Source organism: Mycobacterium sp. E2733, from assembly GCF_001667585.1.
Taxonomy (GTDB): domain Bacteria; phylum Actinomycetota; class Actinomycetes; order Mycobacteriales; family Mycobacteriaceae; genus Mycobacterium.
In genome coordinates, this window is the sequence record NZ_LZJZ01000038.1 from 1 (window position 1) to 890 (window position 890).

General features: G+C 69.3%; 1 protein-coding gene and 1 pseudogene. One reads left to right on the forward strand and one right to left on the reverse strand.

Annotation, left to right across the window (positions count from 1 at the left end):
- Positions 1 to 294, forward strand: a pseudogene (locus A5678_RS09135) (hypothetical protein); the annotation flags it as partial.
- A 4-nt stretch (positions 295 to 298) separates the two neighbouring features.
- On the opposite strand, the gene A5678_RS09140 reads toward A5678_RS09135, so the two are convergent.
- Positions 299 to 890 (reverse strand): VWA domain-containing protein (locus tag A5678_RS09140; RefSeq protein WP_156746826.1); only part of this gene is annotated, 592 nt, incomplete at its 5' end.

The window sequence follows — 890 nt, forward strand, 5'->3', positions numbered from 1 at the left end:
ATCTCGACGATCTCGTTCGGCACCAAGACCGGCGAGATCGAGATGGACGGGAAGCGGGTGGCCGTCCCGGTCTCGACCGACCAGATGAAGATGATCGCCAAGCTGTCCGGCGGGCAGTCCTACACGGCCAGCAACGTCGACGAGCTGTCCAAGAGCTACAACGCCATCGAGAAGGACATCGGCTACCGCACGGTGCCGGGGCCGGGCAGCGCCGGGTGGTTGCGCCTGGGCGTCATCACCGCGCTGATCGCGACGGCGCTGGCGCTGCGGATCAACCGGCGGCTCCCGGTCTGACCGCTCAGGACGGCAGCCGGCGGTTCAGCAACAGCCCGGCCAAGATGGCGCCGGCCATCGCGACGGCCCCCAGCAGCATCCACGCCAGGCTGGCGTCGCCCTTGACGGTCTCGTAGCCGATCTGGCGCTGCAGGGTCGCGTAGACGTTCTTCAGCGACTCGAGGCTGTCCGCGTGGAACGACTGGCCGTCGGTGATTTCGCAGATCTTCTGCAGGGTCTGGTCGTCGACGGGAACCGGGATGGTGGCGCCCTCGTACTCGACGGTGCCGTACGGCGTGCCGAACGAGATCGTCGAGATGGGCACCCCCTCGTCGCGGGCAAGCCGCGCCGCGGTGTAGGCCCCGTCATGCGGATCGCTGGGGTTGGACGGCTTGTTCTCCTTGCCGTCGGAGAGCAGGACGATGCGGGCCGGCGGCGGGGTGTCGCCCCCGGTGATCGCGTTGGCGCTCACCGCGTGCAGGGCGGTGAAGATGGCCTCGCCGGTGGCCGTGCTGTCGGCGAAGTCGAGCTTCTTCAGGGCGTCGATGGTCGCCTGGTGCTGCGGGGTCGGCGGCACCAGCAGGTACGGCGTGCCCGCGAAGCCGACCAGGCCCAGG